Genomic DNA, 21121 nt, shown 5'->3' with positions numbered 1-21121 from the left:
AGTGGGCATGGACACCAACGGAGGCGGAACCACCGGCAAGCTCGACGGCCGGGTCATCGTCATCACCGGCGCCGCCCGCGGCCAGGGTGAGCAGGAGGCCCGGTTGTTCGCAGCCGAAGGGGCGGGGGTGCTCCTCGGCGATGTGTTGGACGAGCAGGGCGCCGCGGTGGCGCGGGAGATCGGCGAGGACCGGGCCCGCTACGTCCGGTTGGACGTGAGTCGGGAAGAGGACTGGGAGGCCGCGGTGGCGGCCGCCAAGGCCGCGTTCGGCCGGGTCGACGGGCTGGTCAACAACGCGGGCATCCTGCGCTTCAACGAGCTGACCGCGACCCCGCTGGCCGAGTTCCAGGAGCTGGTGCAGGTCAACCAGGTCGGCACCTTCCTCGGGATCAAGGCGCTGGCCCCGGAGCTGGCGGCGGCCGGCGGGGGGACGATCGTGAACACCTCCTCGTACACCGGCCTGACGGGCATGGCGTACGTGGGTGCGTACGCGGCGACGAAGGCGGCGGTCGTCGGGCTGACCCGCGTGGCGGCGCTGGAGCTGGCGGCGAAGAACATCCGGGTCAACGCGATGTGCCCGGGTGCGGTGGACACCCCGATGGCCCACCCGGGCCTGTTGGACCCGGCGGGCATGAGCGATGAGGCGCGTGCGGCGATGGCGGAGCTCTACCGGCGGGTGGTGCCCCTGGGGCGGGTGGGGCGGCCGGAGGAGATCGCCCGGCTGGCGCTGTTCCTGACCAGCGATGACTCCTCCTACGTCACCGGGCAGCCCTTCGTGATCGACGGGGGCTGGACGGCGGGCGTGAGCCCGTTCTGAGGCGGAGCACGCTTGGGCTTTCTCTGACGACTCGTCAGCTATTGACGCTCCCGCCCCCGCGGTGGAACAGTCGGTCCATCAAATCTGACGGTGCGTCAGAAACCAGAGGATGGTGAACCCCCTTGGAATTCGGGCTCTTCGTGCAGGGATACGTGCCTGAGGCGCGGTCCAGGGTCGACCCCGAGGCAGAGCACAAGGCACTGGTCGAGGAGGCCGAGTACGTCATCCAGGCCGACAAGTCCGGCTTCAAGTACGCCTGGGCCTCCGAGCACCACTTCCTGGAGGAGTACTCGCACCTGTCGGCGAACGAGGTCTTCCTCGCCTACCTCGCCCACGCCACCGAGCGCATCCACCTCGGCTCCGGCATCTTCAACCCCCTGGCGCCCGTCAACCACCCGGTCAAGGTGGCCGAGAGGGTCGCCATGCTCGACCACCTCTCCAAGGGCCGCTTCGAGTTCGGCACCGGCCGCGGCGCGGGCAGCCACGAGATCCTCGGCTTCCTGCCCGGCGTCACGGACATGAACCACACCAAGGAGATGTGGGAGGAGACCATCGCAGAGTTCCCCAAGATGTTCCTCCAGGAGGAATACGAGGGGTTCAGGGGCAAGCACTGGTCGCTGCCCCCGCGCAAGGTCTTCCCCAAGCCGTACGGCAAGGCGCACCCGGCCATGTGGTACGCCGCCGGGTCCCCGTCCTCGTACGCCATGGCCGCGAAGAAGGGCCTCGGGGTCCTCGGGTTCAGCGTCCAGAAGGTCTCCGACATGGAGTGGGTGCTGGAGCAGTACAAGACGGCGATCCAGGAGGCGAAGGCCATCGGAGCCTTCGTCAACGACAACGTGATGGTCACCTCGACGGCGATCTGCGCGGAGACCCACGACAAGGCGGTCGACATCGCGGTCAACGCGAACATGAACCGCTTCCAGTCCCTGGTCTTCCGCTACCACGACACCTTCCCGCGGCCCGAGGCGATCCCGCAGTGGCCCGAGATCCTGCCCGAGTACAACGCGGAGATCATCGAGCTCCTCATCGCCGAGGAGCTGCTGATCTGCGGCGACCCGTCCGAGGTCCTCGCCCAGTGCAAGCGCTGGGAGCGGGCGGGGGCCGACCAGCTCTCCTTCGGCCTGCCGACCGGGGTCTCCTACGAGGACACGATGACCACGATCAAGCTGATCGGCGAGCACGTGATCCCGAAGATCGACACCGACCCGGTGCACCGCACCACCCGCTTCCGCCAGGGCGCCTGACCGGCGGTGGAGCGGGGGCGGCGGTTTCCCGGACCGCCGCCCCGGGGGCCCCGGCCCCGCGGAACCGGCCGGGGCGGAGGGCAGCGGCCTGCCCCCGCCCCGGCCGGCAACGGGACCGGGAGCCGGACCACGCCGACCCGGAGACCGGACGCCGCGAGCCGGATCCCCGATCGGGAAGCAGGGAAGAGGAGAAGGGACGTCACCCGTCATGCTCGACCACCTGATCAGGGGAGCCACCGTCGTCGACGGCACCGGATCCCCCCGGTACACCGCCGACGTCGGCCTGCGCGACGGCCGCATCGCCGTCATCGGCGCACCCGGCACCCTCACCGAAGGGGCCCGCACCAGCGAGGACGCCACCGGCCTCGTCCTCTGCCCCGGCTTCGTCGACCCGCACACCCACTACGACGCCCAGCTGTTCTGGGACCCGTACGCCACCCCCTCCATGAACCACGGCGTGACCACCGTCGTGGGCGGCAACTGCGGCTTCACCCTCGCCCCGCTCAACCCGGACCGCCCCGGCGACGCCGACTACACGCGCCGCATGATGAGCAAGGTCGAGGGCATGGCCCTCGCCGCCCTGGAAGACGGCGTCGACTGGACCTGGTCGACCTTCGGCGAGTACCTCGACGCCCTGGACGGCCGGATCGCCGTCAACGCGGGCTTCATGGTCGGCCACTGCGCGCTGCGCCGCCACGTCATGGGTGAGGACGCCGTCGGCGGCCGGCCCACGCCCGCCCAACTGGAGCAGATGGTCGCCCTCCTCCACGACGCCATGGACGCGGGTGCGTGGGGCCTGTCCACCACCCAGTCCGCCACCCACTCCGACGGGGACGGCGCCCCCGTCGCCTCCCGGCACGCCGAACCCGCCGAGCTCATCGCCCTGTCACGGGCGGTCGGCGAGCACGAGGGCACCCAGCTGGAGGCCATCGTCGCCGGCTGCCTCGACCAGTTCTCCGACGCCGAGATCGACCTGCTCGTCGAGATGAGCGCCGCCGCCGGACGCCCGCTCAACTGGAACGTGCTCACCATCGACTCCGCCGTCCCCGAACGCGTGCCGCGCCAGCTGGTGCCCAGCGAACGAGCCCGCAAGGCCGGCGGCCGCATCGTCGCGCTGACGATGCCGATCCTCACCCCCATGAACATGTCGCTCGGCACCTTCTGCGCGCTCAACCTCATCCCCGGCTGGGGCGAGGTCCTCGGCCTGCCCGTGCCCGAGCGGATCACCCGGCTGCGCGACCCGGAGGTACGGGCGGAGATGCTGCGCCGCGCCGACGGCAAGGAGGCCGGGGTGTTCCGGCGCCTGGCCGACTTCGGGCGGTACGTCATCGGGGACACGTACGGCAAGGAGAACGAGGGGCTCACCGGCAGGGTCGTCCGCGACATCGCGGCCGAGCGCGGGCAGGACCCCTTCCAGTGCCTGGTGGAGATCTGCGCCAACGACGACCTGCGCACGGTGCTGTGGCCGATGCCGACCGACAACGACCCGGCGAGCTGGGCGCTGCGCGCCGAGACCTGGCAGCACGAGGACGTCATGCTGGGCGGCTCGGACGCGGGTGCGCACCTGGACCGGATGTGCGGGGCGCCGTACACGACCCGGTTCCTCGGGGACTGCCTGCGCGGCCGCGGGCTGCTGCCGCTGGAGCGGGCGGTGCGGATGCTCACCGACGACCCGGCCCGGCTGTTCGGGCTGCGCGAACGCGGTCGGATCGCCGAGGGCTGGAACGCGGACCTGGTGTTGTTCGACCCGCAGCGGATCGAGGCCGGGCCTGCGACCCTCGTGCACGACCTGCCCGGCAACAGCCCGCGGCTGGACGCGCGGGCGGTCGGCATCGTGTCGGTGCGGGTCAACGGGGTCGAGACGGTACGGGACGACCGGGTGACGGGCGCGGTCCCGGGGACGGTGCTCCGGTCGGGCCGGGACACGAGGACGGTGAGCACCGGGTGATCGGCGGGCAGCACGGGGGACAGGGGCAGCGGCTGTTCATCGGCGGCGAGTGGGTGGAGCCGGCGGGCGGCCACTACGAGGTGGTCAACCCGGCGGACGAGTCGGTCGTGGGCCTCGCGCCGGAGGCCTCGCCCGGGCAGGTCCTGGAGGCGGCCGCGGCGGCGGCCGAGGCCTTCGAGGGCTGGTCGCGGACGCGGCCGGAGCAGCGGGCGGCGGTCCTGGACCGCGCCGCGGACATCATCCAGCGGGAGTTCGAGCCGTGGGCGGAGCTGGCCCGGGCGGAGACGGGCGCCCCGACGGCCATCGCGCGCGGCATGCAGGTCGGGGTGGGGGTGTCCCGCTTCCGGCGGTACGCGAAGGGCGCCCTGGAGCCGGTCGAGCGGGGACTCCCGCCGCAGGTCACCGAGGCCGGGCCGATGGGGAGGGCGGCCGTGTTGGGGGCGCTGGAGGTGCGCCAGCCGGTCGGCGTGGTCACGTGCATCACCTCGTACAACAACCCGTGGGCGAACCCGGCGGGCAAGGTGGCCCCGGCCCTGGCCATGGGCAACACGGTGGTGGTCAAGCCGGCCCCGCAGGACCCGCTGTCGGTGTTCCGGATGGCGGCGGCGCTGGAGGAGGCCGGGGTGCCGCGGGGCGTGGTCAACGTGGTCGGCGGGCAGGCGGTGGAGGTCGGCGAAGCGGCGGTCGCCTCCCCGCACGTGGACATGGTGTCCTTCACCGGCTCCACGGCGGTCGGACAGCGCATCGCGGAGGTCTGCGGCCGTTCCATGAAGCGGCAGCTGATGGAGCTGGGCGGCAAGGGCGCGGCGGTCGTGTTCGAGGATGCGGACCTGGACGCGGCGGTGGCCGGGATCGGCACCACCTTCTCCTTCTACAGCGGCCAGATCTGCACCGCCCCGACCCGGGTGATCGTGCAGCGGGCGGTGTACGAGCGGCTGGTCGAGAAGTTGACCGCCTACCTGGGCCACATGAAGGTCGGCGCCCCGGCGGCGAAGGGCACGGTCGTCGGTCCGGTGATCTCGGCGGCGCACCGGGACCGGGTGGAGGCGTACGTCGAGCTGGGGCGGAAGGAGGGCGCGCGCCTGGCGCACGGCGGATCCCGCCCGGTGGTGGACGGTGCCCCGGGCCGCGGGTTCTACGTCGCGCCGACGCTCCTGGTGGACTGCACGAGCGACATGCGGGTGGTCCGGGAAGAGATCTTCGGGCCGGTCGTGGTGGTCGTGCCGTTCGAGGGCGGGGAGGACGAGGCCGTCGCCCTGGCCAACGACAGCGACTACGGGCTGTTGAGCTACGTGTGGTCCGGGGACGCGGCGCGCGCGTTCCGGGTGGCGCGCCGGCTGCGGGCTGGCGGGGTCGGGGTCAACACGATCGGCCGGAACATGGAGGCGCCGTTCGGCGGCTTCAAGCGCTCGGGGGTCGGCCGCGACGTGGGCTCGTACGCGCTGCACGCGTACAGCGAGGTGCAGTCGATCGTCTGGGCGGGCTGAGGGGCGGGGGCCGGGGGGGGGGGGGGCCGCCCCCCCGCCGGCCGCCCGCCCCCCCGCGCCGGCACCCGCGGCCGCCCCCCCGCCCGGCCGCGCCCCCCGCCCCGAGGCGGACACCCTCACGGCGGCCGTCGCACGGGCCCACGCCCGAGGTGCCGCCGTCGACTGGGCGGCGTACTTCGCCGGGACCGGCGCCCGCCGTGTGGACCTGCCCACGTACGCCTTCCAGCGCGACCGCTACTGGATCGAGGTGCCGGATGCGGGGACGGCCGGCGACGTGACCTCCGCCGGGCTCGGACCGGCCGAGCACCCGCTGCTCGGTGCGGCCGTCGAACTGCCCGAGCCGGAAGGGTTCCTGTTCACCGGACGCCTCTCGCTCCGCACGCACCCCTGGCTGGCCGATCACCGGGCCGCGGGCACGGTCATGCTGCCGGGCACCGCCTTCGTGGAACTCGCCCTGCACGCCGGCCGGCGGGCCGGCACCGCCCGTCTGGAGGAGCTGACCCTGGAGGCGCCGCTGGTGCTCCCCGAGCACGCCGCCCTCCAACTCCGGGTCACCGTGGCCGCTCCCGACGACACGGGCAGGCGGGCCCTTCGCGTGCACTCGCGTGCCGAGACCGCGGCCGACGGGGGCGGGCACGACCAGGACGAGCCGTGGACACGGCACGCCACCGGTGTGCTCGGCGCGGCGGACACGCCGACCGCGCCCCCGGCGGGCGGCCCGGAGGCCTGGCCTCCCACCGGGGCCGAGCAGCTGGACGTGGCCGACCTGTACGAGCTGTTCGCCGCCGCCGGCTACGACTACGGCCCGGCCTTCCGCAACCTGCGGTCCGCCTGGCGGCGCGGCGACGAACTGTTCGCCGAACTCGCGCTGGCCGAGGGCCCCCAGGCCGACGCCGCCCACTTCGGAGTGCATCCGGCGCTGCTGGACGCGGGGCTGCACGGCCTGGCACTGGGCTCCTTCTTCGCCACGCAGGACGGGGAGCCGGGCGCGGACGTCCGGATGCGGCTGCCCTTCTCCTTCACCGGCGTCGGCCTGCACGCCGTCGGCGCCGGCGCGCTGCGGGTGCGGCTGGCCCCCGCAGGGCCGGACGCCGTGTCCCTCACGGCCTTCGACGAGCGGGGCGAACCGGTCGTGTCGGTGGAGTCGCTGCTGCTGAGGGAGCTCGACCCGGCCCGGCTCCAGTCGACCCGGCCCGCGTTCCACGAGTCGCTCTTCCGACTGGAATGGCCCGCCCTGCCCGGCAACGCCGTTCCGCCGTCGGGACGTTGGGCCGTGGTCGGTGACGACGGCCTCGGTCTGGAGACGGCGCTGCACGAGGCGGGCATCACCGCCGACGTCTACGCGGACCTGGACGCCCTCGCAGGCGTCGTGGCCGCGGGCAAGCCGCTGCCCGACACCGTCCTCGTCCCGTACGCCGCACCGGCCGCGGACACCGCCGCAGCCATCGCCGTGGCCACCCGGCAGGCCGCCCGCGAAGCCCTGGCGCTCGTACAGGGCTGGCTGGCCGAGGAAGCCTTCGCCGGGGCCCGCCTCGCAGTGGTGACCCGCGGCGCGGTCGAGGTGCGGCCGGGCGAGGGCGTCACGGACCTCGCGCACGCCGCGGTGTGGGGGTTGCTGCGGTCCGCCCAGTCGGAGAACCCCGGCCGGTTCCAGATCCTCGACCTCGACGCGGACCACACGGCCGACGGCACCACGGACGCTCCGGCGGACCCGGGCGGGCTGCTCGCGGCCGGCGTGGCGAGCGGCGAACCCCAGCTCGCCGTCCGCGGGGGTGCCGTACACGCCGCCAGGCTGGCGAAGGTGCCCGCGGGCGGCCCCGCGCAGGAAGGGGCCGTCGCGGCCGTCGAGGAGGCGGTGGACCGCGCACCGGCGGCCCCCGCACTGCGCCCCGGCGGCACCGTCCTCATCACCGGTGGCACCGGCGTGCTCGGCGGCCTGCTCGCCCGGCACCTGGTGACCGAGCACGGCGTCCGCCACCTGCTGCTCACCAGCCGGCGCGGGCCCCGCGCCGTCGGCGCCGCGGAACTCGTCGCCGAACTCGCCGCACTCGGCGCCGAGGCGACCGTCGCCGCCTGCGACGCGGCCGACCGGGACGCGCTCGCCGCACTGCTGGCCGGCATTCCCGCCGAGCACCCGCTGACCGCCGTCGTCCACACCGCGGGCCACCTCGACGACGGGCTCGTACCCTCCCTGACCCCGGAGCGGGTCGACGCGGTGCTGCGGCCGAAGGCCGACGCGGCCGTGCACCTGCACGAGTTGACCCGGGACCTGGACCTCGCCGCGTTCGTGCTGTTCTCCTCCGCGGCCGGCACCCTCGGCAGCCCCGGGCAGGCCAACTACGCGGCGGCCAACGCCTTCCTCGACGCCCTGGCCCAGTCTCGGCGGGCCGCCGGGCTGCCCGCCGTGTCCCTGGCGTGGGGGCTGTGGGAGCAGCGCAGCGGGATGACCGGCGACCTCACCGACGCCGACGTCCAGCGGATGGCGCGGGCCGGACTGGCCCCGCTGTCGTCCCGGGAGGGCCTGGCCCTCTTCGACACGGCGTCCGCGCTCAGCACCGGCGGCAGCGTGTTCGTGGCCATGCACCTCGATACGGGACCGCTGCGGGCCCAGGCGGAGGCCGGAGCCCTCCCGCCGCTCTTCCGCGGGTTGGTGCGCGGTGGACTCCGCAAGGCCACCGCATCCGGGCACGCCGACGCGGCCGTGTCCGCCGCCGCGCGGCAGCTCCGGGGTCTGCCCGGACTGTCGGAGGAGGAGCAGGAGCGGGTGCTGCTGGATGTGGTGCGGGACCGGGCCGCCGCAGTGCTCGCCTACCCGTCGCCCGACGCGGTGGGGGAGTCCCAAGAGTTCCTGGAGCTCGGTCTGGACTCGCTGACCGCGGTCGAGCTGCGCAACCAGCTGAACTCCGTCACCGGCCTGCGGCTGCCGGCCACCCTGCTCTTCGACCACCCGACCCCGCTGCTGGTCGCCCAGCGGTTGCGCACCGAGCTCGCCGGGACCGGGACCGCGGGCGACCCCGCCGGCCCGGACGGCGCCGCCGAGCCGGGTCGGGGGGAGCCCTCCGGGGTCCTCGGGGCGATGCTCCGGGAAGCCGGGACGCAGGGTGCGTCCGGCCCGTTCATGGAACTGCTCATGCAGGCGTCGCGGTTCCGGCCGTCGTTCGCCTCGTCGGGCGAGCTGCGCAAGGCACCCGGCCTGGTACGGCTCTCCCGCGGCGAGACGGGCCCCGGCCTGATCTGCTTCTCCTCGATCCTGTCCATTTCCGGCCCGCACCAGTACGCCCGGTTCGCGTCCGCGTTCCGCGGCCGGCGGGACGTCCACGCGATGGCCGCACCCGGTTTCGTACGCGGCGAGCAGCTGCCCTCGACCACCGGGGCGGTCATCGAGGCCAAGGCCGAAGCCGTGCTGCGGCACGCCGACGGGGCGCCGTTCGTGCTCCTCGGACACTCCTCGGGCGGCATCTTCGCCCACGCCGTGGCGGGGAAGCTGGAAGAGGCGGGGGTGTTCCCCGAGGCCGTGGTCCTGATCGACATCTACTCGCACGACGACGACGCCATCCTCGGCATCCAGCCGGGGCTGTCGGCGGGAGTGGACGAACGGCAGGACACCTACGTCCCGGTCGACGACGACCGGCTGCTGGCGATGGGCGCGTACTTCCGGCTGTTCGCCGGCTGGAAGCCGCAAGCGGTGAAGACGCCCACCCTGCTGGTCCGGGCCCAGGAGCAGTTCTTCGACTGGAACCGTGCCACGGACGGCGACTGGCGTTCCTACTGGGACCTGGAGCACAGCGCGGTCGACGTGCCGGGCAACCACTTCACGATGATGGAGCAGCACGCGCGGACGACGGCGGGGGCCGTCGACGAGTGGCTCCGCGCCCGCCCCTGAGGCGGCGGCCGGGACCAGTGGGAAAGGGCCTGGCCCCACCCCCCCGGCCAGGGGGTGGGGCCAGGCCCCGTCCGTGTCCGCCCGCACCTCCCGGCGGCTCGGTCCCGCGGCGACTCAGACTCCCGACGCGGCCCGCCGGGCCCGCGCGGCCCGGGACCGCTCCAGGGCCTGCTTCCGCTCGCGCTCGCGGTCCCTCTTCTTGGGCAGGCCCACCGGGACGACCTCGAAGTTCTCCTTGGTGACGTCCAGCCGGTGGAACAGGCTGTCGGGGCCGGTCACGTACAGCGTGCCCACCCCGAGCCCCTTGAGGGTCCCGACCATGCTCGGCCAGTGGATGGGCCGGTCGAAGGTGTCCAGCATCATCGTGCGCATGCCGGCGGCGTCCCGGACGACCGTGCCGTCGTGGTCGACGACCACGGGCAGTGCGGGGTCGGCGAGCTCGTACGCGCCGAAGACCTCCTCCTCCGCCTTGCGGCGCAGCGCCGAGAAGGCCGCCGCGTGCACGGGCGGCCGCATCGAGTACAGGGAGTAGCCGCCGGCCGCGCTGATGCCGGCCGTCAGCGCGTCGAGGTCCTGCTCCCGCACGGACAGCATGTGGAAGGCGGCGTCGAGCCGGCCGGACCGGTCGTACCAGGCGCCGCGCTCGTCGAACCCGGCGAGGACCTCGTCCAGGCGGTCCTGCGGGGTCCGGACGAAGCAGTGCGTGACCACGTCCTGGTACACGCCGGAGAAGTAGTCCTCCTCGCAGCGGGCCAGGTCCGCGGTCAGCCGGACGACGTCCGGGAAGGACAGCGACCCGACGAACGCGGCGGTCGCCTTCTGGCCGAAGCTGGGACCCGCACAGACGGTGGGGGAGACGCCGAGGCTGTCGACGGCCCGGTCAGCCATCGCCATCGAGGCCACCAGGAAGACGAGCTGGGAATACACCGAATAGTCGTCCTCGGCCTCACGGAACCGGTCGAACACCGAATATCCGAGGGCCTCGTCCGCCTCCGCCAGACGCACCCGCCCGTACGGGTCGAGCAGCAGGAACCGGCCGATCTCGGCGAAGGACGCGGGTCCCATGCCGGGAAATACGATCGCGGTTCCGGTCCGGGAACCGGAGGAGTCGGCCGCATCCTCGGCAGGAATCGCATCGGAAAGAGTCATGGTGCCTGAATACCTTTGCTTCCGGGATGGTGAAAGCACCGGAGGGATGGTGCCGGTGCCGTTGACGAGAAACGACCCCGCACCCGGCCGGCGGGGGTGCGCCGGTCCGGGCACGGGGCCGGAGAACAGAGAAGTGAAAGGGGGCGGAATTGAGTCCCGGGCCCTGCGGTGGAAGCCCTTGAGCCACAGGTGGCTCGATCGGTGAACATCAGCGGGTCAGCGCCACGGCGAAGACGATGCCGATGTGCCGCGGCGGAGCCAGCGTGCCGATCGTCAGCCCCATGGCGCTGCCGGCAGACGCACCCATCAACAGGACGCCCACCGTCGCCGAAAAGCACGGCCTCCGTCACGCCGGGCGCCATCGACGCCGGCCGGCCGTGGGGGTCACGGTGGTGCTGCCGCTCAGACCCTCCGTGAGCACCTGCGGCGTGTCCGGGGCGAGCAGCCGCCCCTGGTCCACGATGCCGACGCGGTCGCAGAGCCGGGCCGCACGGGGCGGCGGGCCGGCGCCGCTCGGCGCGACCCGCGCCGTGGTGCCGGCCGGTCGCGGTCCCGGTACTTCTTGACCAGTCGGTCGACCACGACAGCGGAATCCACGGGTCGTTCAGGTTTCATTTGCTCCTGCGAATCAAGTGGGACGCGGAAACGGCGGTCCTGCGGGTCCGCGAAGGGAAATGGGGACGGGCAATGTCTAGCACGCGGATCTCCGCCGCTCACCCGGCGGGCCCGCTCATAGGGGGAAGGGGAAAGGGTTAGGGGGGAATAGGGGATCTTGTATTGCGGCCCCTTCGAATAGCCTCATACCATCCCCGGGTGACCGTGCGGATCATCCCCGCTCGCTCACCGTTCCGCGAGGAGACCCCGTGAAATCACCCGTCCTCCCGGGGGGATCCGGCACCCGGTCGCGCCCCCCGCACATCACCGCCGAGCAGCACCGTCCGGGGGCCGACACCGTCGGCGGCCACGACGCGGCGCGGATTCGTCGATGAAGGCCCTCCGCTGCGGAGGCGCCGTCCGCACGCCCGACCACACGTCACAGGGCGCCGTCCGAGGCGGAGTTCCAAGGGCATGACCCATGCGCACAGCCGGCCCGCCGGCGGGGAGACCACCCCCGACGAGGTCGGTTTGATCCAGATCCGGCAGCCGTCGGTCCCGAGCAGCTACCGCATGATCTGCTTCCCGAGCGCACGGAACTCGCCGCTCTGTTACCTGGCCCTGGCCGAACTGCTGCTGCCCACCGTGGAGCTCCTCGTCGTCCAGTACCCGTCGTCCACACCCCTCGGCGACGACCTGGACCCGGCCGCGGGCAAGGAACTCGCCGACAAGGTGTTCGAGTCGGTCCAGGGCTGGGCCGACCGCCCGTTCGCCCTCTTCGGACACCGCCTGGGCGCCGAACTGGCCTACGAGGTGGGCTGCCGCCTGGAGCAGGAGACCTACGGGGCACCCCTGACCCTCTTCGCCTCCGGGCGGGCGGCGCCCGGCCACCGCGGTAGCCTCGGCCCGCCCGCGTTGGGCTGCAGGGTCGTCGCCCTGACGGCCCGCCACGACCCGCGGGCGACGCTGGCCGGTGTCCGGGCCTGGCGGCGGTGCACCTCCGGCCGGTTCGACCTGGAAGTCTTCCCGGGTGCCGCCGGATACCTGAGGTCGTACCGCCGGGAGGTGGTCAACATCGTGCACGACCAGCTCATCTCGCTCGGCGAACCGGACCCCGACTGAGGGGTCCGCAGGGGGCGGTCAGGGGTACCCGTACCCCGGCCCGCTGCCTAGCGTGCGGGAGTGGGGGCCCGTGTCCACGGCACGACCGGGGCGGCGCCACGGCCCACGGCAACACCACGGCCCACCGACGGCGCCCGTCACACGACACGCCCGACCGCACGGACCACGGAGCGGCAGCGGCCGCATCCCATCCCTCGTGAAGCCCGCGAATCCCGCGATCCACCCCTGAACGGGCCCGATCCACCGCCGGCCCGGCGCACCCCACGCCGCCCGGCCGCGTCACGGCCCAGAGGAAGGACACAGTGCGACCGATGACCGCGAAGATATTTGCAGCCGACTCGGTACGGCCCGTCGAAGAATTCGAGCAGGACGCCCTCCGGATCGCCGAAGCGATCCGCGAACGCGGCGTCGGACTCGGCGACCGGGTCATGCTGAAAGCCGGCAACTCGGCGAGCTACGTGTGCGTGCTGTACGCGCTCATGCACGTCGGGGCCTCGATCGTCCTCGTCGACCAGCAGGAAACCGCGGAGGAGACCCGACGCATCGCCGTACGCACCGGCGTCAAGGTCACCTTCGTCGACGACGACACCCCCGTCTACCCGGACGCCGACCCCGTCCACCTGTACGAACTGATGGTCGCCGTCGCCGACCACGAACCCACCGCCCCGGCCCTGTCCTTCGACGCCTGGGGGGAACTCCCCGACGGCCTCATCATGTGGACCTCCGGCTCCACCGGATCGCCCAAGGGCGTCGTCAAGACCGGCCGTTCGTTCCTGCGCAACCTCCAGCGCAATGCGGACCAGGTCGGACACCGCGCCGACGACGTCCTGCTGCCGCTCCTGCCCTTCGCGCACCAGTACGGCCTGTCGATGGTGCTCATCGCCTGGCTCACCCGCTGTTCCCTGGTGATCGCGCCCTACCGGCGTCTCGACCGGGCCCTGCGCATGGCCCGCGACGCCGGGGCCACCGTCATCGACGCGACCCCTTCCAGCTACCGCAGCATCCTCAGCCTGCTCACCCGCAAGCCGGCGCTGCGCGACCACCTCGCCGACACCCGCATGTTCTGCGTCGGCGCGGCGCCCCTCGACGCCCCCCTCGTCGCGCAGTACGTGGAGGAGTTCGGGCTGCCGCTGCTGGACAGCTACGGTTCCACCGAGCTCGGCAACATCTCGTTCGCCACCCTCGACAACCCGGTCGCCTGCGGCCGCGCCATGGAGGGGATCCGGCTGCGGATCGTCGGCGAGGACGGCGGCGAACTGCCCGCGGGCGAGACGGGCGAGATCGAGGTCGACACCCCTGACGCCCTGCAGGGCCAGATCGCCGACGACGGCACCGTCATCGCGGCCCACGCCACGGGCGGCTGGCAGGCCACCGGCGACCTCGGCCACCTCGACGCCGAGGGCAACCTCCACGTGCCGGGCCGCAAGTTCGCCGTGCACCGCATGGGCTACACCCTGTACCCCGAGCTCATCGAGCGGAAGGTGTCCGAACGGGGCTGCCCGACCCGGATCGTGGCCCTCCCCGACGAACTGCGCGGCTCACAGCTGGTGTTCTTCGTCGAGGACGAGGAGCTGCGCGAGCCCGGCCACTGGCGTGAGCGGCTGTGCGCCCTGCTGCCCGTCTTCGAACAGCCCAACAGGGTCGTGGTCCTGGAGCGGTTCCCCCTCAACCGCAACGGCAAGCCCGACAAGAAGAAGCTGGCGGAGATGGCCGCCGGCCCGGCGTGACCGTCCCGCACCCCGAAGGCGCCCCCGCCGCTGCGGCGGGGGCGCCTTCGTCCCGTGCCGGGGCCGTCAGCCGTCGTAGGGCAGTTCCACGGGAGCCAGCTCCTCGAACAGGTCGCCGGGGCCGGGGTTGTCCGGGTGGGTGGCCCCGCCCAGATGCTCCACCACGCCCCACACTGCGTTCAGCGCCGTGGACACGGCTCCCTCGGCGAACCCCGCCGTCCACGACACGTCGTCGCCGCACAGGAAGAAGCCGCGCCGGCCGTCGGGCAGTCCGCGCTGCATGAACTGCGTGAACAGCCGCCGCTGGTAGCGGTACTGGCCCGGCAGGTTCGACTTGAACGCGCCCATGAAGTGCGGCTCGGTCTCCCACGTGACGGTCAACGGACCGCCGATCACGTGCGACCTGATGTCCAGCCCCGGGTAGATCGCCGCGAGTTTGCCCAGCAGCACCTCCAGCCGCTCGGCCGCGCTCAGCGTCGCCATCTTCAGGGAGTCGTCGTTCCACGTGTAGGACAGGCACATCACGCCGGGCCGGTCCGGGCCGTCGTCGAACAGGTAGACACCGCGAGGCATCCGGTCGGTGAGGGTCATGCTCATCACCGGCAGGCCGGTCGCCGGGTCCACGTCGTGCCAGAACGGCCGGTCGGTCAGGACGAACAGCTTGGACGCACCCATGTAGTGGGTCCGCTCCACCGCCGTCCACACCGGTGCGCTCAGCAGATCCGGATCGGCCTCCACCCGGTTGAGCAACGTCCAGACGTGCGGCGTGTACACCACGGCGGCGAACCGGTTCCGGCGACCGGTCGTGTCGGTGACGGCGAACTCCGCGCCGTCGCGCGTGACGGCCCGTACCGCGGGCCGGGCGGCACCGCCGTGCAGGGAGGCCAACGAGGTTCCCGCCGGCCAGTGCGCGCACTCCTGCGGCCGGTGCCCCCACAGGCCGCGCGGCACTTGCCCGGAGCCGCCGACGACGGAGACCTGGTCCTCGTCCGCGCCGGTGTAGACCACGCGCAGGATCTCCAGCAGGGAGTTGGGGAAGTCGGTGTCCCAGCCACCGGTCCCGAACCCCACCTGCCCGAAGACCTCCCGGTGGCGGAAGGACCGGAACGCCGTACTGGTGGCGAGGAAGCCGTAGAAGGACTGGTCGTCGAACTCCCGCACCAGCCGGTTCCAGACGTGCTTGAGCGTCTCGACGTCACGCCGCTGCACGGCGTCGCGCATCGTGGCCAGCTCGGCCCGCTCCTGGAGCGCCTTCTCCCAGGCGGCGGCCACCTCCTGGTAGACGTCGGGGAGGTGCTCCGCGCGGCGAGCGGTGTGGCGCACCCCGCCCAGGTCGACGAGGGTGCTCGGGGTGTGCTCCGCCAGCGGGTTGGGGAAGGGGCGGGTCCGCAGCCCCAGCAGGTCGATGTAGTGGAACAGCGCGCGGGCCGAACGCGGGAAGCGCATCGCGCCCATCTCGGCCACACAGCCGGAGTCGCCCGGGAACGGCACCGAACGCATCCGGCCGCCCAGCTGGCCGGCCTCGTAGACGACCGGGCGCAGACCGAGCCGCATCAGTTCGTAGGCGGCGGTCAGCCCCGCCATCCCGCCGCCCACCACGGCCACGGGCGTCCCGGCCCGCCCCGGTGGCAGCGAGCCCAGGCCTGCCGGGTGGCGCAGCCAGCCGTCATAGGAGAACGGGAAGTCCGGCACGAGCATGGTGGTGGCCGGGCTTGGTGGAGTCATCTCGAGTACCTCTCGGGCCGGTGCGGCAGCGCTACCAGGGAGAACCGTCGGACGAGCCGGCCGCAGCCGGGGACGCGGCGCCGGAGCGGGCCCCGTACGGCGGGAGACCCACGCGCCGTACGCCGTGCAGTCGATCCGGTCCTCGCACGCTATGCAGTGGTGCCGGAGCGGGACAACCCCTATCGACCCGGGTGACCGACCCCGCCCGTCGAACCGGCCGCGCCCGCCCCGCCGGCCGCCGCGGTCGTCCGGCGGGCGGGAACGGTGACCGCGGTGACGACCAGGCCGCGGTGCGCGATCCAGCGGCCCGTGAACGCCGTGACCGGATGCCCGTCGGGGCCGGTCCCCGGACGCAGCACGCGGGCCCGGAAGGTGCCGGTCCGCGCGCCGGTGGCCGGGCCGCTCCCCGGAGCGCCGGTGGGAGCGTCGCCGGGGCCGTCCCCCCGGAAGGAAATGAGGGCGTCCTCGAAGTCCAGCTCGGTCCCCACCAGGGGGTACCAGGTCTTGTATACGGCTTCCTTGGCGCTGAACAGCAGCCGGTCCCGGCACAGCGGGCCCGTGCCGGCGACCGGGGTGCGCGCCCAGGCGAGCTCCTGGGGCAGGGCCGTCGCCTCCAGCACCCCCCGGGGCAGCGGCCGGTGCGGTTCGGCGTCGATGCCGACCGCCATCAGGTCGGTGTCCCGGGCGAGGACCGCGGCCCGGTAGCCGGAACAATGGGTCATGCTGCCCACCACCCCGGCCGGCCACTGCGGCACGTTGCGCCTGCCGGGCAGGACCGGCGCCGGCGGCAGCCCGAGGGCGGCCAGCGCGCGCCGGGCGCAGCCCCGTACGGTCGTGAACTCCTCCCGCCGCTCGTTCGGCGCGGCGGCGACCAGGGCCGCCTCCTCCGGGTACAGCACCGCGGAGCCGTCCGGGCCGAAGGCCTCGCTCGCCCGGGCCTCCGCGGGCACCAGCGTCTCTATCACGTCCGGGACTCCTTGCCGTCGGGACGGCCGTCGTAGGGCAGGATCTGCCGCAGCAGGCCCTTGGGGTGGCCGCGCCGGCGCCACTCGCGCGGGTAGCCGATGGACACCTCCTCGAAGCGCACCCCGTCGTACCAGGTGGTCCGGGGGATGTGGAGGTGCCCGTAGACCACGGCGGCCGTACGGAACCTGCGGTGCCAGTCCGCGGTGAGCACGGTGCCGCACCACTGGGCGAACTCCGGGTGCCACAGCACGTCCGTGGGCTCGCGGACCAACGGGAAGTGGTTGACGAGGACGAGCGGCACCGCCGGGTCGTGGGCCTCCAGCCGGCGCAGGGTCTCCCCGACCCGGGCCCGGCACCAGGCGTCCCGGCTCGGGTGCGGGTCGGGGTGCAGGAGGTACTCGTCCGTGCAGACGACCCCGGCCTCGTGCGCCCGGGCCAGCGACTCCTTCTTGGTGGAGGTCCCCGCCACCCGGAAGGTGTAGTCGTACAGCAGGAACAGCGGGGCGACGGCGACCGGGCCGCCGGGCCCCCGCCAAACGGGCCAGGGGTCCTCCGGTGTGACCACGCCCAACCTGCGGCACAGGTCGACCAGGTACCGGTAGCGCTCCTCGCCACGCACCTGGACCCGGTCCTCGCGCGGGGTCCACAGCTCGTGGTTGCCCGGAGCCCACACCACCGTGGTGAAGCGTCCGGCGAGCAGGCGCAGCGCCCACTCGATGTCCTCGGTCAGCTCGCCCACGTCACCGGCGACGATCAACCAGTCGTCCGGGTGGGTCGGTCGCAGCGACTCGGCGATGGGACGGTTGTCGGCCATCCCGATGTGCAGATCGCTCACCGCGAGCAGCCGGGGTCCGGCCCCGGCCGCGGGCCCGGCGGTGGCGGGGCCGGGCAGCGCGGTGGGGTCAGGCCGTGTGTGCGACATCGATGTCCCAACTGACCGGCAGGTCCTGCCGGCGCGTGATGTTGATCTTCCGGTAGACCCGGGTCAGGTGCTGTTCCACGGTGCTGACGGTGATGAACAGCTTCGCGGAGATCTCGCGGTTGGTGTACCCGTGCGCGGCCAGCGCCGCCACCCGCCGTTCGGCGTCCGTCAGGGCGGACACCGCGGACGGCCGCGGGCGCACGGGGCTCGGAGCCGCGCCCGGCCCGGGCTGCGACGGCGCGCTCTGCGGCGCGCCGTGGGTCTCGGGCTGGAGGCGGTGGGACAGGCCCCGGGCGCCGCAGCCCTCGGCGATCCGCCACGCCCTGCGGGTGCAGGTCTTGCCCTGCGCCGCATCACCGAGCTGCTCGTACGCCGTCCCGAGGTCGGTCAGGGCCCGGGCCAGCTCGTGGGAGTCGCCCTCGTCCTGGAGCAGGGCCACGGCCCGGTCCAGCAGGGCCGGCCGCTCGACCAGGGGCCGCGCCCCCGCCAGGACCCGTAGGGCCATGCCGCGCACCCGCGGTCCGGCGGGCTCGGCCAGCTGCTCCCTGGCACGGTGCTCCGCCTGGTCGCGGTTGCCGAGGGCAAGCGAGGCCTCGGCGACCCCGACCCGCCAGGGCGCCAGCCCGGACCGGTCCATGTCCCAGTCGCGCATGAGTTTCCCGCAGTGCATGAAGTCCGTGAGCGCAGCGTGGTGCCGTCCGGTGGCGAGCTGGTGCCGGCCGCGTGCGTACAAGTAGTGGATGCCGTAGCGGGTCATCAGCATCTGCTCGGGCACCGGGTGGTCCACCAGGGCGGCCGCGGCTTCGTGGTCACCCATGGCGGTCCGTGCCTCGATGAGGGCGGACAGCGGCATGCCGATGCCCACGCCCCAGCCGTGCGGGGGGAGTTGCTCCATGGCCTGCTCGGCGAGGTGCTGCGCCGCGACCAGTTCGCCGCGGCGCAGCGCCATGTGCGCGCGCATGGCCTGCATGACGGCCGTCCATCCGGGGGCGCTGCGCTCGGCGGCCTCCTCCAGCAGCCGGTCGGCCCACAGGGTCGCCGGGCCCAGCCGGTCCGCGTACAACAGGGCCAGCAGGCAGGCCCGTACGGTGACGTGGCTCTCCTCCGTGAGGCGGGTGCCCGCCAGGATCCGCTCCGCGTTCTCGGTGAACTCCGCGTCGGCGCCGGAGCCCGCGCTCAGGACGCCGTGCAGGACGCCCGTGGCGGCGATCACGCCGTCCTCCGGTACGCCTGCCGCCGGGCGCTCCGCGCCGTCAGGGGTCGGGCCGAGCGCACCGTCCATCTGCTCCAGCAGGGTGGGGTACGTGGACGCCAGCACGGCCCGTACGCCGCCCAGTTCGGCGGCGAGCGCGGGGTCGGGCGTGTTGCGCAGGCCCTCGACGGCGTGCTGGATCGCGGTCGCCGCGTCGTCGATCCAGCCGTTCCACAGCAGGTCACCGACGAGCCGCAGGGACTCGCTGATCGGCAGCGTCCCGTTGTGGGAGGCGACGTTCAGCGGACGGAGTTCGTGCGCCCAGGCGGACGGGTTGACCCTCCAGATGAACTTCGCGGTGCAGGACCGGAGTTGGAGCCGCTCCCGTTCGTCCCGGGAGCACTGCTCCGCCAGTCGCAGGCAGCGCACCGCGAACCCGATCTGCTGGGAGGCCAGCGCCGTGTGCGCGGCGTCGCTCAAGACTCCCGGAACCCACTCCTCGTCGGGGACGCCCGGGCCGTCGCCCAACAGGTGCGTGGCGACGGCCACCGGCGCCGCCCCGGCCTCGTACAGCAGGCGGGCCGCGCGCCGGCGCAGCAGGTGGACGTCCTCGTCGGCGAGGCTCTCCAGCACCGCCGTCCGTACCGCGTCGTGCCGGAAGCGCGCCCCGTGCAGGACGCCCGCGTCGTCGAGGGCGGCCACCACCTGCTCCACGGTGCTGTCCTCGGCCTGGACCAGCCGGGCGAGCAGCGGGGTCCGGCCGGCGTTGCCCAGCAGCGCGATGCCCTGCGCGACGCGCAGGCCGCCGGCGCCGGTGCGGTGTATGCAGATCAGGGCGTTCTGCAGGAACTGCTCGCCGGCGTGGAGCGAGTCGTCGGCGGCTTCGGGCGCCTCGACGGCCCGCAGTCGTGGGAGGTGGTCGTCGAGAATGCTGTGGACCAGTAGGGGATTGCCGCCGGTCGCAGTGTGCAGGGCGGAGGCCAGGCGGGAGGTGCGCCATCGGGCGGCTGCGGCGCCGTTGGTGAGGGCCGCGTCATCGGCCCGCTGGGCGAGCAGCGCCTCCACGCCCCGCGTGCTGAGGGGGCCCAACCGGAGGCGGGGTCCCTCGGCTTGGCGGAGGAGTTCGTCGAGGACACGCGGCGGGGAAGTCCCCGCGTCGGGTCCGTGGGTGGTCAGCAGGGCGAGGCCCGCTCCAGCGGTGCGGGCCCGTCCCAATGCGTACAGGAGGCACTGCAGGGACTGCGGATCGGCGTACTGGACGTCGTCGATGGCGATCAGGACGGGCCCGCGTGCCGCGAGGCCGGCGAGCCGGGCGTGGAAGGCCACGAGGGTTTCGGCGGGAATGAGGCCGTCGGTGCCGGGCCGCGGCCCGTGGAGGGCCAGGGGACCCGCACCGTCCGGGGTGTCGCGGAGCAGTTCCTCCACGACGCCGAAGGGGATGCCCCGTTCCGCGGCGGAAGTGACGGCACTGAGGAGCCGGACGCCGGAGTCGGCCGTCCGCTCCAGCACGCGGTGCAGCAGGGCCGTCTTGCCGGAGGCGACCGGGCCGCTGATCACCGCTGCCCGGACGGGTCTGGAGGGATCGTCAGAGGCCGCGCCGTGCCCGGTTCCGTGTCTGCTTCCGTGGGTGCTGCCGTGGGGCCGGGCGGCGCCGGACACCCAGGAGGTCAGCTTGGCGATCTGTTCGTCCCGCTCCACCAACATGTCTGTGGAAGCCTCCCCGATGAGATGCGAAATTTCGCATGTCGGTTCCATGGCACATGGTTATTCATGCGAGTTCTCCCGCGCATGCAGGAAGGCGTGCCCGTGGAGCGCATGGAATTCAGCGCCCGCCGCAGGTCAAACGGCGGCCCGGCTCTCCCCGTTCGCAGGTTCGATTGAACTGTACCAACTCTCGACCGGTCCCCTAACGAAGCTCCTTTGGAATGACATGTCTTCATGTGGCGTCCGGTTCAACCAAATCGACCCGCCACAGGTGCGTGAGGAACCTCAAGGAAACCTCAAATACTGCTGCATTGAACTGTTTCCGCTCTAGGGGTGGCCGCACCGAGATTAGGGGTCGGAGACGCTGGAGAAGCCGTTGCGGCCGCTCGTTTAATGGTCCGGTGCGGGCCTTGGGAGCCCGGCGGAGAACCGATGGACCCCGCTCGTGCCCGCGGCGCGGAGCGGGCGGGGGCAGGGGGCGGGAGAGCGGCAGATGACGACGAACCTCAGCGGCAAGGTGGCCGAGCTGCACTCCCTGCGCGAGCGGGCGCGGCGTGGACCGAGTGACCGGGCGACCGAGGCCCAGCACGCGAAGGGCAAGCTGACCGCGCGCGAGCGCATCGCACTGCTCCTCGACGAGG

Annotated in this window: 12 protein-coding genes; 7 read left to right on the top strand and 5 right to left on the bottom strand. The window is 73.3% G+C overall.

From position 1 onward, the window contains the following. Positions 1-7 precede the first annotated feature (7 nt). The 5 genes from ACFV7Q_RS27540 (at position 8) to ACFV7Q_RS27520 (ending at position 9379) form a co-directional block, all read left to right on the top strand. Complete coding sequence (locus ACFV7Q_RS27540) at positions 8-817, top strand: SDR family NAD(P)-dependent oxidoreductase (RefSeq protein ID WP_385432268.1); 810 nt, start codon at positions 8-10, stop codon at positions 815-817. 122 nt (positions 818-939) lie between these two features. Then, positions 940-2061, top strand: coding sequence for an LLM class flavin-dependent oxidoreductase (locus ACFV7Q_RS27535; RefSeq protein WP_385432266.1), 1122 nt, complete (start codon positions 940-942; stop codon positions 2059-2061). A gap of 208 nt (positions 2062-2269) precedes the next feature. Continuing rightward, positions 2270-4009 (top strand): amidohydrolase family protein, encoded by a 1740-nt coding sequence (locus ACFV7Q_RS27530; RefSeq protein WP_385432264.1) that lies wholly within the window; start codon positions 2270-2272, stop codon positions 4007-4009. After that, positions 4006-5496, top strand: a complete 1491-nt coding sequence (locus ACFV7Q_RS27525) for an aldehyde dehydrogenase family protein (RefSeq protein WP_385432262.1) — start codon at positions 4006-4008, stop codon at positions 5494-5496. Before ACFV7Q_RS27530 ends, ACFV7Q_RS27525 begins: the two co-directional genes overlap by 4 nt. A 199-nt stretch (positions 5497-5695) precedes the next feature. Continuing rightward, positions 5696-9379, top strand: coding sequence for a type I polyketide synthase (locus ACFV7Q_RS27520; protein ID WP_385432261.1), 3684 nt, complete (start codon positions 5696-5698; stop codon positions 9377-9379). 114 nt (positions 9380-9493) lie between these two features. On the opposite strand, the gene ACFV7Q_RS27515 is transcribed toward ACFV7Q_RS27520, so the two are convergent. Then, positions 9494-10528: an ACP S-malonyltransferase gene (locus ACFV7Q_RS27515; protein ID WP_385432259.1), complete on the bottom strand. Its 1035-nt coding sequence runs from the start codon at positions 10526-10528 to the stop codon at positions 9494-9496. 1068 nt (positions 10529-11596) lie between these two features. Between ACFV7Q_RS27515 and ACFV7Q_RS27510 the strand changes: the two genes are divergently transcribed. Then, complete coding sequence (locus ACFV7Q_RS27510) at positions 11597-12244, top strand: thioesterase II family protein (protein WP_385432258.1); 648 nt, start codon at positions 11597-11599, stop codon at positions 12242-12244. Positions 12245-12555: 311 nt separating this feature from the next. Then, the gene (locus tag ACFV7Q_RS27505; protein WP_385432256.1) at positions 12556-13971 is read left to right on the top strand and encodes a class I adenylate-forming enzyme family protein; all 1416 of its coding nucleotides are present in this window, start codon (positions 12556-12558) and stop codon (positions 13969-13971) included. A gap of 66 nt (positions 13972-14037) precedes the next feature. Here the strand turns inward: ACFV7Q_RS27505 and ACFV7Q_RS27500 are convergent, their stop codons facing one another. From ACFV7Q_RS27500 to ACFV7Q_RS27485, 4 genes are all read right to left on the bottom strand, one after another. Beyond that, positions 14038-15696, bottom strand: a complete 1659-nt coding sequence (locus ACFV7Q_RS27500; protein ID WP_385432255.1) for a flavin monoamine oxidase family protein — start codon at positions 15694-15696, stop codon at positions 14038-14040. 179 nt (positions 15697-15875) lie between these two features. Then, complete coding sequence (locus tag ACFV7Q_RS27495; protein ID WP_385432253.1) at positions 15876-16661, bottom strand: 4'-phosphopantetheinyl transferase; 786 nt, start codon at positions 16659-16661, stop codon at positions 15876-15878. Further along, entirely contained in the window at positions 16658-17584 is a 927-nt protein-coding gene (locus tag ACFV7Q_RS27490; RefSeq protein WP_385432251.1) for a metallophosphoesterase family protein, read from the bottom strand. The genes ACFV7Q_RS27495 and ACFV7Q_RS27490 overlap by 4 nt, the downstream gene beginning before the upstream one ends. Then, on the bottom strand, positions 17565-20480 hold the full coding sequence (locus tag ACFV7Q_RS27485) for a LuxR C-terminal-related transcriptional regulator (protein ID WP_385432249.1): 2916 nt from the start codon (positions 20478-20480) through the stop codon (positions 17565-17567). The genes ACFV7Q_RS27490 and ACFV7Q_RS27485 overlap by 20 nt, the downstream gene beginning before the upstream one ends. Between the last annotated feature and the right edge of the window lie 641 nt (positions 20481-21121).

Origin of the sequence: Streptomyces sp. NPDC059851, from assembly GCF_042732005.1 — a bacterium.
GTDB lineage: Bacteria > Actinomycetota > Actinomycetes > Streptomycetales > Streptomycetaceae > Streptomyces.
This window is presented reverse-complemented; position numbering and strand designations above follow the sequence as displayed.

Excerpts from the sequence above, each read along its gene's own strand:
- ACFV7Q_RS27540 (WP_385432268.1), top strand. The coding sequence starts at position 8 with ATGGACACCAACGGAGGCGGAACCACCGGCAAGCTCGACGGCCGGGTC.
- ACFV7Q_RS27530 (WP_385432264.1), top strand. The coding sequence starts at position 2,270 with ATGCTCGACCACCTGATCAGGGGAGCCACCGTCGTCGACGGCACCGGA.
- ACFV7Q_RS27515 (WP_385432259.1), bottom strand. The coding sequence starts at position 10,528 with ATGACTCTTTCCGATGCGATTCCTGCCGAGGATGCGGCCGACTCCTCC.
- ACFV7Q_RS27510 (WP_385432258.1), top strand. The coding sequence starts at position 11,597 with ATGACCCATGCGCACAGCCGGCCCGCCGGCGGGGAGACCACCCCCGAC.
- ACFV7Q_RS27505 (WP_385432256.1), top strand. The coding sequence starts at position 12,556 with ATGACCGCGAAGATATTTGCAGCCGACTCGGTACGGCCCGTCGAAGAA.
- ACFV7Q_RS27500 (WP_385432255.1), bottom strand. The coding sequence starts at position 15,696 with ATGACTCCACCAAGCCCGGCCACCACCATGCTCGTGCCGGACTTCCCG.
- ACFV7Q_RS27490 (WP_385432251.1), bottom strand. The coding sequence starts at position 17,584 with ATGTCGCACACACGGCCTGACCCCACCGCGCTGCCCGGCCCCGCCACC.
- ACFV7Q_RS27485 (WP_385432249.1), bottom strand. The coding sequence starts at position 20,480 with ATGTTGGTGGAGCGGGACGAACAGATCGCCAAGCTGACCTCCTGGGTG.